The organism is Aliiroseovarius sp. F47248L (assembly GCF_023016085.1).
Classification (GTDB): Bacteria; Pseudomonadota; Alphaproteobacteria; order Rhodobacterales; family Rhodobacteraceae; genus Aliiroseovarius.
Genome location: NZ_JALKBF010000001.1, coordinates 265,196 through 278,535, shown reverse-complemented (window position 1 = coordinate 278,535; position 13,340 = coordinate 265,196). Strand labels below are relative to the sequence as shown.

The 13,340-nt window shown below is 56.7% G+C and carries 14 protein-coding genes; 7 read left to right on the top strand and 7 right to left on the bottom strand.

Features of this window, described 5'->3' with window-relative positions:
- Positions 1 to 134 precede the first annotated feature (134 nt).
- Complete coding sequence (gene carA, locus MWU51_RS01425) at positions 135 to 1,307, top strand: glutamine-hydrolyzing carbamoyl-phosphate synthase small subunit (RefSeq protein WP_247033575.1); 1,173 nt, start codon at positions 135 to 137, stop codon at positions 1,305 to 1,307.
- A 106-nt stretch (positions 1,308 to 1,413) separates the two neighbouring features.
- On the top strand, positions 1,414 to 3,354 hold the full coding sequence (locus tag MWU51_RS01420) for a glycosyltransferase family 2 protein (protein WP_247033573.1): 1,941 nt from the start codon (positions 1,414 to 1,416) through the stop codon (positions 3,352 to 3,354).
- Here the strand turns inward: MWU51_RS01420 and MWU51_RS01415 are convergent.
- Positions 3,326 to 3,970, bottom strand: coding sequence for a GntR family transcriptional regulator (locus MWU51_RS01415; RefSeq protein WP_247033571.1), 645 nt, complete (start codon positions 3,968 to 3,970; stop codon positions 3,326 to 3,328). The genes MWU51_RS01420 and MWU51_RS01415 overlap by 29 nt on opposite strands.
- Before the next feature lie 154 nt (positions 3,971 to 4,124).
- On the opposite strand from MWU51_RS01415, the gene MWU51_RS01410 reads away from it, so the two are divergent.
- From MWU51_RS01410 to MWU51_RS01400, 3 genes are all read left to right on the top strand, one after another.
- Positions 4,125 to 4,799, top strand: coding sequence for a pyrimidine 5'-nucleotidase (locus MWU51_RS01410; RefSeq protein ID WP_247033569.1), 675 nt, complete (start codon positions 4,125 to 4,127; stop codon positions 4,797 to 4,799).
- Between the two features lie 3 nt (positions 4,800 to 4,802).
- Positions 4,803 to 6,002: an FAD-dependent monooxygenase gene (locus MWU51_RS01405; RefSeq protein WP_247033567.1), complete on the top strand. Its 1,200-nt coding sequence runs from the start codon at positions 4,803 to 4,805 to the stop codon at positions 6,000 to 6,002.
- Between the two features lie 99 nt (positions 6,003 to 6,101).
- Positions 6,102 to 6,302, top strand: a complete 201-nt coding sequence (locus tag MWU51_RS01400; RefSeq protein WP_247033565.1) for a hypothetical protein — start codon at positions 6,102 to 6,104, stop codon at positions 6,300 to 6,302.
- 17 nt (positions 6,303 to 6,319) lie between these two features.
- On the opposite strand, the gene MWU51_RS01395 is transcribed toward MWU51_RS01400, so the two are convergent.
- The 3 genes from MWU51_RS01395 to MWU51_RS01385 form a co-directional block, all read right to left on the bottom strand.
- Positions 6,320 to 7,447 (bottom strand): aminotransferase class V-fold PLP-dependent enzyme, encoded by a 1,128-nt coding sequence (locus MWU51_RS01395; RefSeq protein WP_247033563.1) that lies wholly within the window; start codon positions 7,445 to 7,447, stop codon positions 6,320 to 6,322.
- A gap of 67 nt (positions 7,448 to 7,514) precedes the next feature.
- On the bottom strand, positions 7,515 to 7,970 hold the full coding sequence (locus MWU51_RS01390; protein WP_247033561.1) for an Lrp/AsnC family transcriptional regulator: 456 nt from the start codon (positions 7,968 to 7,970) through the stop codon (positions 7,515 to 7,517).
- The gene (locus MWU51_RS01385) at positions 7,967 to 8,422 is read right to left on the bottom strand and encodes an Lrp/AsnC family transcriptional regulator (RefSeq protein ID WP_247033556.1); all 456 of its coding nucleotides are present in this window, start codon (positions 8,420 to 8,422) and stop codon (positions 7,967 to 7,969) included. The genes MWU51_RS01390 and MWU51_RS01385 overlap by 4 nt, the downstream gene beginning before the upstream one ends.
- Before the next feature lie 137 nt (positions 8,423 to 8,559).
- Here MWU51_RS01385 and ilvC point away from each other — a divergent pair, with 137 nt between their 5' ends.
- Positions 8,560 to 9,582 (top strand): ketol-acid reductoisomerase, encoded by a 1,023-nt coding sequence (ilvC, locus tag MWU51_RS01380; protein WP_247033554.1) that lies wholly within the window; start codon positions 8,560 to 8,562, stop codon positions 9,580 to 9,582.
- A gap of 53 nt (positions 9,583 to 9,635) precedes the next feature.
- On the opposite strand, the gene MWU51_RS01375 is transcribed toward ilvC, so the two are convergent.
- Together MWU51_RS01375 and MWU51_RS01370 are read right to left on the bottom strand one after the other, a co-directional pair.
- Positions 9,636 to 10,091 (bottom strand): SRPBCC domain-containing protein, encoded by a 456-nt coding sequence (locus MWU51_RS01375; RefSeq protein WP_247033552.1) that lies wholly within the window; start codon positions 10,089 to 10,091, stop codon positions 9,636 to 9,638.
- Complete coding sequence (locus tag MWU51_RS01370; RefSeq protein WP_247033544.1) at positions 10,084 to 10,398, bottom strand: metalloregulator ArsR/SmtB family transcription factor; 315 nt, start codon at positions 10,396 to 10,398, stop codon at positions 10,084 to 10,086. Before MWU51_RS01370 ends, MWU51_RS01375 begins: the two co-directional genes overlap by 8 nt.
- Positions 10,399 to 10,476: 78 nt before the next feature.
- Between MWU51_RS01370 and MWU51_RS01365 the strand changes: the two genes are divergently transcribed.
- A complete protein-coding gene (locus tag MWU51_RS01365) occupies positions 10,477 to 11,379 on the top strand; it encodes a DMT family transporter (protein WP_247033542.1) in 903 nt (300 codons plus the stop codon).
- Between the two features lie 614 nt (positions 11,380 to 11,993).
- Here MWU51_RS01365 and glmM read toward each other — a convergent pair.
- On the bottom strand, positions 11,994 to 13,337 hold the full coding sequence (gene glmM / locus MWU51_RS01360) for a phosphoglucosamine mutase (RefSeq protein ID WP_247033540.1): 1,344 nt from the start codon (positions 13,335 to 13,337) through the stop codon (positions 11,994 to 11,996).
- Positions 13,338 to 13,340 lie beyond the last annotated feature (3 nt).

Below are 13,340 nucleotides of genomic sequence, written 5' to 3'. Positions count from 1 at the left end.
TTCAACCGGGGTTGAAACCTTGTAACCCATTGATAAGTATAAATATGTAAAATTGACCTTCCAACCTGCTGCCCCTTGACCCGGCGGGCCAGCACATCTAGTTTCGCGCCAATTTGTCGATCGGGAGTCGCCACATGTCCGCTGCCACCGCCCAAGTCCAAGCTATCGCCAAACCCACAGCCTGTCTGGCCCTTGCCGATGGGACCATATTCTATGGCCATGGGTTTGGCGCGACCGGCACAACTACCGCCGAGCTGTGTTTCAACACCGCCATGACGGGGTATCAGGAAATCATGACCGACCCGTCTTATGCCGGTCAGGTCGTAACCTTTACCTTTCCGCATATCGGCAATGTCGGTGTGAACCCCGAAGATGACGAAACAGGCGAACCTGTCGCCGCCGGGATGGTCGTCAAATGGGATCCAACCGAGCCGTCAAACTGGCGTGCCACCGAGCGACTGATTGATTGGCTTGAAAAACGTGGCCGGATCGGCATTGGTGGTCTGGACACCCGGCGTCTGACCCGGGCAATCCGTCATCAAGGCGCGCCACATGTTGCAATCGCCCACGATCCGGACGGCAATTTCGACATTGAAGCATTAATCGCTGAAGCCCGCGCATTTTCGGGGCTGGAAGGGCTGGACCTCGCCAAGGAAGTTACCTGTGCACAAAGCTACAAATGGGACGAGATGCGTTGGGCCTGGCCCGATGGCTATCCCAAACAGGACAACCCGCGCCACAAGGTCGTAGCGCTGGACTATGGTGCAAAACGCAACATCCTGCGCTGTCTTGCTTCGGCAGGCTGCGACGTTACGGTTCTGCCCGCAACCGCCACAGCGGACGAGGTGCTGGCCCTGAACCCTGACGGCGTATTCCTGTCCAATGGGCCAGGCGATCCTGCCGCGACGGGGCAATATGCTGTCCCGATGATCAAAACCATCCTGGACACCACGGACCTTCCGGTTTTTGGTATCTGCTTAGGGCATCAGATGCTGGCACTGGCACTAGGCGCGCGGACGATCAAAATGAATCACGGCCACCACGGCGCAAACCACCCGGTGAAAGACAAAGACACCGGCAAGGTGGAAATCACGTCGATGAACCACGGGTTCGCCGTGGACACGGCCAGCCTTCCCGACGGCGTGGTTGAAACCCATGTATCGCTGTTTGACGGGTCTAACTGCGGGTTGCGTATGGAAAATCGCCCCGTCTTTTCGGTGCAATACCATCCCGAAGCCAGCCCCGGCCCGATGGATAGCTATTACTTGTTTGAGCGGTTTGCCCAAGCCATGGACGAACGGGCCTAGATCGCCTCAAGTTTCGCACAAATTTGCAGTATCAGCCTTTGGTTAACCCGTCATTAACCAAAGGGTCGACATGGTCGTTTGGTCCAACAAACCAAAGAGCACTCAGATGCAAACGGCCAACCTGCGACTTGTCCAACCTGACACCCTGAACTCACCGCAGGTTGTCGCCACGGCGAACACGCGGCAACAGACACGCAAACCGCTTGGGCAAATACTTGTCGAGATGGGTGCGGTAAGTCCCGAAAACCTTGCCATGGCGGTGTCGCTTCAAGCGCGCGAAGATGCGCGGTTTGGCGACATTCTCCTGACGCAAGGCTGGGTGCGTGAGGCGGATCTTTATGCAGGGCTGGCGCTGCAATACGGGTGTCAGATTGCTGATCTACAGCATGAGCCGCCAGATGTGCGCCTGATTGACCAATTAGGCGCAGCATTCTGCATCAGGAAAGGTATCGTACCTTGGAAAACGGTTGGTGGCGCGACGGTCGTCATATGTTCGCGCCCGGATGAATTCTTAGAATTATCACTAGCTTTTCCCGCCGATTGGGGGCGCTGCTTTCTGGCGATCGCGCCAGAGGGCGACATCCAAGCCGCACTGGTGGCAATGCGGCACCGATCACTGACGATCCGTGCCGAAACGCGCGTCTCTGAGGCGGAAAGCTGTCGCGGATGGCGGGCAGGTTCCGTCGCGCGAATGGCCGCTGCGCTGGTGATCGGACTATGCGCGGTTTTCGTTATCTCGACATTCGCAGGCTTTTTAACGTTGGTGATCTGGGCGGTTTTAACTTTGCTTTTGAACTCGGCTCTCAAAGGAATTGCAGCCATTCAATACTGGCGCAACGGCGCGGCAATGCCACCAAACCCATTGAAACCCGCATCCAAGCATGGGTTTTTGAAACTACCCACCGTTTCCATCCTCGTGCCACTTTACAAAGAGCGTGAGATTGCCGGGCGTTTGGTGAAACGCTTGGCGCGACTGTCCTATCCAAAGGAGTTGCTGGACGTGTGCCTTGTAGTCGAGGAAGACGACACCCTGACACAAGACACCCTTGCGCAGGCAGGCCTGCCGCGCTGGATGCGGCAGATCGTGGTGCCGCGCGGGGTCGTGAAAACCAAACCGCGTGCGATGAATTTTGCGCTGGATTTCTGCCGAGGTTCGGTGATCGGCGTCCATGATGCCGAGGACGCACCAGACTCCGACCAAATCCACAAGGTGGTGCGCAGATTTGCCGAACGCGGCGCTGACGTGGCCTGCCTTCAGGGCAAACTGGATTTCTACAACGCGCGCACCAACTGGTTAAGCCGTTGTTTTACTGTTGAATACGCAACATGGTGGGGCATCGTGCTGCCGGGTGTCGAACGGGCCGGTTTTGCTATACCGTTGGGCGGCACCACCTTGTTTTTTCGCCGTGATGCGCTGGAAGAATTGGGACGATGGGATGCACATAACGTCACAGAGGACGCTGATCTGGGCATTCGTTTGGCACGGCATGGCTATCGGACTGAATTGATTGACACGGTGACCGAAGAAGAAGCCAACTGCCGCGTGTGGCCATGGATCAAGCAGCGTTCGCGCTGGATCAAAGGCTATGCCATGACTTATGGGGTTCACATGCGCGCGCCCCGCAAATTGCTGCGTGATCTGGGCTGGTGGAAATTCCTGGGCTTTCAGATTCTGTTTTTGGGTAGCCTGTCACAGTTCCTGCTGGCACCGGTTCTGTGGACATTCTGGGCGTTTCCCTTGGGACTTCCCCACCCGTTGCGTGGCGTGATGCCCAATGAGCTTCTGATCATCCTTGGCACCGTCTTCATGGCGACCGAGTTGTTAACCATCACTGTAGGCATTCAAGCGGTCAGCAACGCCAAGCTGCGTTGGCTACGGTTTTGGGTGCCGACCTTGCACTTCTATTATCCTTTGGCATCCCTTGCCGCGATGAAGGGGTTTACCGAGATCGTCACAAAGCCGTTTTACTGGGACAAGACCCAACACGGCAAATTCGACGAACCCGATCTCAACGCAGCTATTCCCCCGCCATTGAATCCAGCTTGATCCGCGTCTCGAACGCTTTTGAAATATGTGTCTTCAGCGCCGTATGTGCCGCCGCCTGATCCCGCGCTTCAATCGCGGTGACGATCGCGTCATGTTCGGATATCGCTTTTTCACTTCGCCCTTCGGCGGCCAGTGACGTCGTCGCCAGCAGGGCCATCGTCCGATGAACCAGATCTAGCTGTTGCACCAGATAGCGGTTGTGCGATGCCAGGTGCAGCTGCTTGTGAAAACGCCTGTTTGATCGCGACAAGGCGGCGGGATCAGACAGGCGTTTGCGATCTTCGTCGACCATTTCGCGCAGCACGCTGATTTCTTCCGGCGTCGCATGTTGAGCGGCCAGTGATGCGGCCAGACCCTCTAGAGCCGAACGCACTACGTACAATTCAGCCAGTTGATTATGGCTGAGCGATGCAACGATTAAGCTGCGTCCGTCCCGCGTTAAAAGCGACTGGGTCTCAAGCCTTTGCAAAGCCTCGCGAATCGGTGTTCGCGACACCCCGAACCTGTCGGCCAACTCGCTTTCCACCAGTCTGTCACCCGGTTTGTACGTACCGGTATCAATCGCTTCGAGGATCAGCTCGTAGGCGTCTTTTTGTCCCTGCTTAACGTCTGCCACCTTGTCCTCGTCCATCCTTCGGGCAATTCACTGCGTTACCTAACCATGCACTATTGATCAAAGCAAACACGAACCGGGCCACACACTGTCGCAGCCTACCCGAAATTGTCGCCTTCCCCTTTCCTCTGCCTGTCAAGAACGGTAGCGTCTCGCTATGGTGAAAGATCATTTTTCTCACGTCAGCGCCTGGGTTTTTGACCTAGACAACACGCTGTACCCTCCCCACGCGCGACTGTTCGATCAGATCGAGATCCGAATGACCAACTGGGTGATGCAAGAACTGCGTGTGGATCGACACGAAGCTAACCGCCTGCGTCAACACTATTGGAAGACATACGGCACCACGCTTGCTGGCCTGATGCGCGAACACGGGGTGGATCCCACGCCTTACCTACACGATGTCCACGATATTTCGATGGACCATCTCGAGGTTGACCCGGCTCTGGCCGACCATATCCGTGCGCTGCCCGGTCGCAAGATCGTCTATACCAATGGCTCAGCCCCCTATGCTGAACGGGTGCTTGCCGCGCGCGGATTGGTCGAGCTGTTTGATGCGGTTTACGGTGTCGAACATGCAGATTTTCATCCCAAACCTGATCGTGCGGCATTCGACCGTGTCTTCGCCCGCGATGGGCTGGCACCAGAAATTGCCGCGATGTTCGAAGACGATCCCCGCAACCTTGCCGTTCCACATGCGTTGGGAATGCGTACCGTTCACGTCGCGCCAGATGCGATCCATGCCAATCATATTCACCACCACACCGACAACCTGACCACATTCCTGCGCCAGCTTGTCGATGCCGCCTTCCCAGCCGACCCAAAGGAATGAGCCATGACGGACCACAGCGCTGATATCTTCATCTCAGGTGGCGGCATTGCCGGGCAAGTGACCGCGGCCGCCTTTGCCGAGGCCGGGTTTAAAGTCATCATGGCCGACCCGTTCACACCTGTTGTCACCGCTGACGACAACAGGTCCGATCTGCGCTCTACCGCGTTCTTGCAGCCTGCACGTCAATTGTTTGACCGGATCGGATTGTGGCCCCTATTAGAGGCTCATGCGAAGCCTTTGGACCAACTGGCCGTGATCGACACGGTCGGCTGGTCACCAGAAATTCGTGATCGCCGGGTGTTTCAGTCCGATGACGTGGGCAGTGAACCCTTTGGCTGGAACCTGATGAACTGGGTCGTGCGACGCGAAATCTGGGGCTACTTGCAAGACGAGCCGCGGATCAAAGCACTTTATGGCACCGGCTTTCGGTCGCTCGTCCAGCGGACCGGCGAAATTATCGTGACATTGACCAATGGCGACGTCATCCGTGCCCGGGTGGGAATAGCGGCGGATGGTAAATTCTCGCCCCTGCGCGAGGCGGCGGGGATATCTGTCTCGACCACACGGTATGGGCAGAAATCTCTAGCCTTCACGGTCACGCATGATCTGCCGCACGACAACATTTCCACCGAGATCTATAACGAGGGCGGCCCGTTCACCATAGTGCCTTTGCCTGACATTGACGGTCAGAATGCATCGGCAATTGTTTGGATGAATAAAGGGCCACGCGCGGTCGAGCTGATGAACATGCCCGTCGCTGAGTTCGAGGATGTGATGCACACACGCTCAACTGGACTTCTGGGGCGAATGCACCTGCAAGGTCATCGTTCAGCTTGGCCAATCATTACCCAGACAGCTGATCAACTGACATCTGGTCGTATTGCTGTGGTAGCCGAGGCCGCGCATGCTCTACCTCCCATCGGCGCGCAGGGGTTGAACACATCACTGAATGACGTGATCGCATTGCTGGACGCAGCCGAGACAGCCCCAGATGCGCTGGGTGATGCTGCGATGATGCAGGCCTATACCAAAGCTCGCACCAACGATATCGCACGGAGGGCACGCGTGATTGACCTATTCAATCGTGTTACCCAGTCAGGGGATGGGGTCATGCAGGCGGTGCGGCTGATCGGGCTGAAAGCGGTGCATGATGTGGCCCCGATGCGCAAACGTGTGATGCGTGCCGGGTTGGGACCAAAATAATGTAAGCTGCGGCATGCCGACGCACAGCCGGATTGTCGCATGTTTTTTTCTGTGCGTGCGAAGGATACCCATACGAACTCGCGAACAGGAGATACAGACATGACGACCCAGCAAACCCCCGAACAAAAAGCCGCCGAAGCGCGTGCAGAGAAAATCACTTTCGGTATTTTCGGCGCGATTGTGTTGGCACTTGTGCTTGGTTTTCTGACAATGGGCCTGACCGGAGTTGGGCTGGTTGCAGTTGCCACGGTTCCGGTGATCTACCTATTGCTGATCATGATGGCGGGCGGCAAAGGCTGACGCCCGCGCATTCACGGCTACAGAACTTTCGAAAGAACCTCATCCAGACGGGCAACGCTCGCGTCCACGTCATAAAGCTTGTCGAGGCCAAACAGCCCCAGACGGAAGCTGGAATAGTCGTCGCCCTCGTCGCACATCAACGGTACGCCCGCAGCGATTTGCACCCCTTCGGCCGCAAAGGGCTTGCCCGCCTTGATATCCGGGTCGGACGTGTAGGCCACGACGACCCCCGGCGCGGTGAACCCATCCGCCGCCACCGATTTGATCCCCTTAGACGCCAGCAGCTCTCGCACCCGACGACCCTGTTCCCACTGTGCCTCGCGAAGTTTGTCAAAGCCGTATTCCTTGGTCTCCAGCATCGTGTCGCGGAAGGCGCGCAGGGCATCCGTGGGCATCGTCGCGTGGTAGGCATGGCCTCCGCTCTCATACGCCTCCATGATAGAAAGCCATTTGCCCAGGTCTACCGCGAACGAAGTCGAGGTCGCCTGTTTCGCCAGATCGCGGGCGTTTTCATTCATCATCACAAGCCCGGCCGAGGGTTGCGCCGACCACCCCTTTTGTGGGGCTGAGATCAGCACATCGACGCCCGTGACTTTCATATCAACCCAAGCGCAACCGGACGCGATGCAATCCAGCACGAAGATGCCGCCGACCGAATGCACGGCGTCCGCAACGGCTTTCAAATAGTCATCCGGCAGGATCATGCCGCTGGCGGTTTCCACATGTGGGGCAAAGACCACCTCAGGGCGTTCATCCTTGATGCGGGCCACCACCTCGTCAATCGGGGCGGGGGCGAAGGGGGCGTCGGGCGCATTGCCGACGCGGCGGGCCTTCATCACGGTTTCGTCTGACGGGATCGATCCCATCTCGAAAATCTGGCTCCACCGGAAGGAAAAGAAGCCGTTGCGGATGACCATGACGCGCTTGCCAGTGGCGAACTGACGTGCGACGGCTTCCATCGCATAGGTGCCGCCACCGGGCACGACCGCGGCGGCATCAGCATTGTAGACCTCTTTCATTGTGGCCGAGATATCGTTCATCACGCCCTGAAAGGCTTTGGACATATGGTTCAGCGACCGGTCGGTGAAAACAACTGAAAATTCAAGCATCCCATCTGGGTCGATATCAGGCAAAAGGGCTTTCATGGCAGGCTCCGGTCATAGGTTCCAGGTTGGATTCACCGTGACCCAAATTGGTCCGGTTTGGAAGGCATCAAATCGGCCCCATCCGGCGTTCTTCAGACAAAAGCACATTAGCCTCAACATCCCCAACACCGGGAAGCGTCATTATCCGGCGCCTTAATACCCGTTCGAAATCAGCAATGTCGCGGGCCACCACGCGCAGGCGGTAATCATACATCCCTAACACATGTTCAACCGTCTGAACTTCGGGGATGGCCGACACTGCACGTTCAAAATCTTCCAGACCAACGCGTCCCTTGGTTGCCAGCTTGATACCCAGAAAAACCGCCACGCCAAAGCCCAGAGCCTCGCGATCCAGATCCAGCCGCCGCCCTGCAATGATGCCATTGTCGGTCAGTCGTTTGATCCGCCGCCATGTGGCGGGTTGGCTCAGCCCGACATCGCGCCCCAACGCGCCCGCCGATTGGGTCGCATCTTGTGACAATGCCCGCAACAAGGCGCGGTCGATATCGTCGAGTTCAATCACAGCGGTAAAGCCTCATCTGATTTGATCCGAGCCACATGCATCAGGGCTTCGATATCCGCGATATGAGGCAGCGACAGGAGCTGGTCGCGATAGATTGCCTGATAATGCGCCATGTCGCGGGCGATGACGGAAAGGCGCAGATCAACTCGACCCAGAAAGGTTTGAATCTCGATCACCTCGCGAATGTCACGCGCTGCGGCGATAAAGTCGTCAAACGCGCGGGTTTGCGTCTTGTCCAACGTGATGCGCAGGCTGACTTCGACCGCGTAGCCCAGCGCACGCCAATTGATGATGGCGCGCGGACCTCGCAGTATATTCTGATCCCGCAACCGCTCGATCCGGCGCGCCAGTCGCGATGTGGACATGCCCGTAAGCTCGGCAAGGTCTGGCAGGGCCATGGAGGGATCGGCCTGCATTTGTCTAAGAATACGTCTATCTGCGTCATCTAGCATGATATTTTCACTATCATTGTGTTTGGCGAATTAAAACTAACAAATTGATTGTGATTTCTGCTGCTTTGCATCTCGCTAACACATCAGCCTTCCTTATGCTGCCCGTCAGAACAAGATACATAGAAGGAGCGCCAAACATGCGCGTTTATTATGATCGCGATTGCGACATCAACCTGATCAAGGACAAGAAAGTGGCCATTCTGGGCTATGGCAGCCAAGGTCACGCGCACGCGCTGAACCTGCGCGATTCGGGTGCGAAGAACGTTGTCGTCGCCCTGCGCGAAGGATCGAAATCCGCCAAGAAGGCGCAGTCCGAAGGGCTGGAAGTCATGGGCATCGCAGAAGCCGCAGCCTGGTGTGACCTGATCATGTTCACCATGCCCGACGAATTGCAGGCCGAGACCTACAAGAAATACGTACATGACAACATCAAGCCGGGTGCCGCCATCGCGTTCGCCCACGGCCTGAACGTGCATTTTGGCCTGATCGAGCCGAAAGAGGGCGTAGACGTCATCATGATGGCCCCCAAAGGTCCCGGCCACACCGTGCGCGGCGAATACCAGAAAGGCGGCGGTGTGCCCTGCCTTGTGGCGGTGGATACCGACGCCACCGGCAAGGCGCTGGAAATCGGCCTGTCCTATTGCTCGGCCATCGGTGGTGGGCGTTCGGGCATCATCGAAACGAACTTCCGCGAAGAATGTGAAACCGACCTGTTCGGCGAACAAGCTGTCCTGTGTGGTGGTATCGTTGAACTCATCCGTTGTGGCTTTGAGACTCTCGTCGAAGCCGGCTACGCACCGGAAATGGCATATTTCGAGTGTCTGCACGAAACCAAACTGATCGTTGACCTGATCTATGAAGGCGGCATCGCGAACATGGATTACTCGATCTCGAACACTGCCGAATACGGTCAGTATGTCACCGGCCCGCGCATTCTGCCCTATGAAGCAACCAAGAAGGCGATGAAAGAAAGCCTGCAAGACATCCAGTCTGGCAAGTTTGTGCGTGACTTCATGCTGGAAAACGCTGTCGGTCAACCGACCATCAAAGCCTCGCGCCGTGCCAATGACGAACACCAGATTGAAGTCGTCGGCAAGAAGCTGCGCGACATGATGCCCTGGATTTCGGCAGGCAAACTGGTCGATCAGGAAAAAAACTAAATCTGGCAATTGTCAGCAAAAGGGCGGCCATTTGTGCCGCCCTTTTTCGTGGTTCAATCTGCAAACGCTCCGACGTAGCAGTTTCCAAAAACATTGTCCCAGCCACCATCATAGCTGCCGCGCCGTGCTTCGGCATTTTCTCCCCAAGCCTCCCAACCGGAATGGGTCAGGGTCACGCGTGTTGCACCTTTACCCAGCCTTTCGAACGCCACATCGACACGAGTCGGCGCATCTGCATTATTGCCCGGATGCCAAGTCATGGCGAGTTTGCGACCGGTGACAAACTCCAACACCTTACCCCAATCGGTGCGAGTACCATCGAACATGGTTTCAAAGACTGCGCCACCTACGCGCGGCTCAATAGTAACCGCAAGCGCCGCTTCGCCCTGACCAGCAGATACTGCGTGACCATCAAGCGGCCACCACGACGAGGTCTGGTTCACGAATACATCAAATGCTTGATCGGGGTCACAGGCTACGTCCACTGTTTTCACAATTGGATCAGTCATCTAAGCCGTCCTTTCGGTTAATTTCTTCAGCAAAACGATCCATGACATTGGCCCAATGCCGGTCCAGCCACATCCGCAGTTGTGCAATCCCTTCCGGGCGCACCGCATATATTCGGCGCGCTCCTTCCACGCGGCACATAACCAGACCCGCACCCGACAACACCTTTAAGTGCTGTGACACAGCTGGGCGGCTGACGGGCATACTTTGCGCCAATTCTCCAACTGGTCGCGGTGCGTCCGCGAGCGCTTCAAATATCTGTCGTCGAGTGGGGTCCGCGAGTGCGGCAAGTGATTCTTGGTAAGTCATTACTTACCGTAAGCTAAAACTTACGAATATTCAATTTCATCGGATGACATCGTAAACTTCACAGGATATTTGGAATACATGACAGACAATCCCTCCCGTCTTGATTGGGGCGGCGTTATCGTTCTTGGCCTGATCTGGGGCGCAACCTTCATGGTCGTGTCCATCGCTCTGGAAGGCTATGGCCCCGTGACCGTCGCAACCGCCCGCACGACGCTGGGCGCGGTCGCGCTGTTGGCTGCGATGATCGCCACTGGGCGCAGCTTTCCGCGTTGGAACCGCACATTGTGGAGCTACATCTTCTGGATTGGTCTGCTGTCGACGGCCCTGCCTTTCGTTCTACTGAGTTGGGGGCAACAATTCGTGCCGTCTGCTTTTGCCGGATTGTCCATGGCCGCCATCCCATTGATGGTGTTGCCGCTTGCACATTTCTTCTCGGACGAGCCGTTGAATTCACGAAAATTCATCGGCGTCTCATTGGGGTTTTGCGGGGCTTTGGTGCTGATTGGGCCGGGTTTGGCACAGCTTGGCCAAGGCGCCGAACCGCTGGCCCAACTGGCCTGTATCGGCGCCGCGCTGTGTTATTCTATTGCCTCCATTTTCACACGGCGCTGCCCACCGGTCGACCCGGTCACTCTGGCCGCACTGACACTGGTCGTGGGGTCTGTCGTCCTGTTGCCAATAATGCTTGCAACGGAAGGTGTGCCTGGGTGGTCAGGTTCACGATCCGGGTTTGCGATCATCGCATTGGGGCTGGTTCCGACAGCACTTGCAACGTTGCTAAGAGTTTCGATCATCCGCAGCGCGGGATCCGTTTTCATGACGTTGGTGAACTATCAGGTGCCCGTTTGGTCAATGGTGTTCGGAGCTTGGGTCTTGGCCGAGGCGTTGCCCCTGCGCTTCTTTGTTGCCCTGGCAATGATCCTGACAGGACTGGCCGTCAGTCAATGGTTTAGCCTGCGTAGAATGTTATTCTCCACCTGAAGCCCCAGTATTCGCACAATTTGTGCTAGAATGTATGAGGGGAGGAAATCACATGGATCGTCGTCAACTTATATCCGGCGCAGTTGCGAGCACACTTTTTTCACCGGCAATCGGGAATGCCACGATCAAAGATCGCGACCGGCGTGCTTTAACCAGTCACATTGAATTCAGATTTTCTGGCCGCACAGTGCGGCCTACGGTTCTTTTGTCGCTGATCGAGGGCCGGCCAATTGGTTGGCAGTTGAACCGCGAGATGCATCACTATCCGGTTCGGGGATCGCTGTTGAATTCACTGGGAAAGGGTGTTTTGCGTCAACCGCTGGAAACCCGGATCAAAACCGCAAAGCCAGCAGGTGATGTTTACTTATACGGTAGCGTTCTGGCAATCGACTCGATTGCGCCAAGCCCTTTGCCCAACCTTTGCAGCGTCACCCACAATGACACCGAGTGGCAGATCAAGAAGCGCCCCAAACCGTTACGATTGCGCAATCTTCCCGGAGTCGGGCGCTTGTTCAGAACAAGGGTAGGTCGATCTTTTGCTACTCGCGACGAATTGGTTGTGTTTCTAACACCGACGCTATTGACGCAACCGGCCAACTGATGGGCGACGCGGCTTAACCCGCCGCCTCGACCTCGGCCACGATGCCGTCGACAACTTCGGTCAGCAATACGTCATCTTCGCATTCTGCCATGACACGGATCAGGGGTTCCGTGCCCGACTTGCGGATCAATAAACGCCCTTGACCGTTCAGTTTCGTCTCGGCGTCCGAAATAACGGCTTTCACACTGTCTGCCTCAAGTGGCGTTTGCCCCGCGGAATAGCGGACATTTTTTAGAAGCTGCGGCACAGTGTCGAACACCTTGCACAGCTCGGATGCAGGTTTGCCGGTTTCAATCATACAGGCAAGAAACTGAATGCCTGCCAACAGACCATCGCCGGTCGTCGCGAAATCGGTCATCACGATATGGCCGGACTGCTCGCCACCCAGATTGTAACCCCCCGCACGCATTGCTTCCACGACATGCCGGTCACCAACTTTGGTGCGCAATAGGTCTAGTCCTTGCGCTGTCATGAACCGTTCTAGCCCAAGGTTCGACATCACGGTCGCGACCAGTGTGCCGCCCTTCAATCGCCCCTCGCGCGCCCAATGGCTTGCGAACAAGCCCATGATCTGGTCGCCGTCTGCAACCTGTCCTTTTTCATCAATGATCATGATGCGGTCGGCGTCACCATCCAGACAGATGCCCAGATCGGCCCCGGTTTCGACAACAGTCCGCGCGGCCAAAGCTGTATCGGTCGATCCGCACCCTTTGTTGATATTGGTGCCATCGGGTGCCACGCCCACCGGAACGATCTCGGCCCCCAGTTCCCAAAGAGTTTCCGGCGCAGTTCGATAAGCGGCGCCATTTGCGCAGTCGATCACGACCTTGATTCCGGTCAGACGCTTGTTTTCCGGGAAGGTGGTTTTGAGGTATTCGGTATAGCGCATCCGACCTTCATCGATCCGCTTGGCGCGTCCAATATTCTGGTTTTGCACAGGTTCGACACCATGATGCACAAGGCTTTCGATGTCCGCCTCATCTTCGTCCGACAACTTAAACCCGTCGGGGCCGAAGAATTTAATGCCATTGTCATGATAGGGGTTGTGCGACGCAGAAATCATGATCCCCAGATCCGCACGCATCGAATGGGTCAATCGCCCCACGGCAGGGGTGGGCACTGGACCAAGCAACAACACGTTCATCCCGGTCGAGGTCAAACCCGCGGTCAGCGCATTTTCCAGCATATAGCCCGACAATCGCGTGTCCTTGCCGATGACGACCCGGTGACCGTTCAACCCATCTCGGCGAAAGTGGCGGCCAGCGGCCGCGCCCAGTCTCAACGCCATCTCAGCGGTCATCGGCCAACTGTTCGCCAGCCCGCGCACGCCATCGGTCCCGAATAGTTTGTCAACCACTGC